This is a genomic window from Marinomonas sp. ATLA20 (assembly GCF_057180105.1).
Genome location: NZ_JBXUKU010000035.1, coordinates 1 through 622, shown reverse-complemented (window position 1 = coordinate 622; position 622 = coordinate 1). Strand labels below are relative to the sequence as shown.

Annotated in this window: 1 protein-coding gene; it reads left to right on the top strand. The window is 54.3% G+C overall.

The genetic code is table 11. The annotated features are described in order from the left end of the window. Positions 1 to 221: 221 nt before the first annotated feature. Positions 222 to 622, top strand: a 401-nt coding sequence (locus tag AC2A4J_RS20315; protein WP_484177291.1) for a cadherin repeat domain-containing protein, incomplete at its 3' end; no start/stop codon positions are given.

Sequence of the window (622 nt, the reverse complement as noted above, 5' to 3'; positions counted from 1 at the left end):
CCCTGCGTTACAGCCTAACAGGCGATGATGCGGCGTTGCTGGACATTGATGACACCACCGGTGTGGTGACGCTGAAAGCGTCGGCGGATTATGAAACCAAAGCGAGCTACAGCTTCAACGTTGTGGCCACCGATAACGGTGCGGGTAACTTTAATTCGGGCAGCCTGAGCAGTTCGAAAGCGGTGACAGTCAGCGTCAACGACTTGAACGACAACACGCCAGTGGTCACGTCAAGTGCGACAGGCTCTGTAGATGAAAATGCTGATACCAGTACGGTGATCTACACTGCGACCGCGACCGACGCGGACGGTACGGCAGCTAATAATACCCTGCGTTACAGCCTAACAGGCGATGATGCGGCGTTATTGGATATCGATGACACCACCGGTGTTGTGACGCTGAAAGCGTCGGCGGATTATGAAACCAAAGCGAGCTATAGTTTCAATGTTGTGGCCACCGATAACGGTGCGGGTAACTTTAACTCGGGCAGCCTGAGCAGTTCGAAAGCGGTGACGGTTAGCGTCAACGACCTGAACGACAACACACCTGTGATCACTTCCGGTGCGACTGGCAGTGTGGATGAGAACGCCGACACTAGTACGGTCATTTACACCGCCACAGG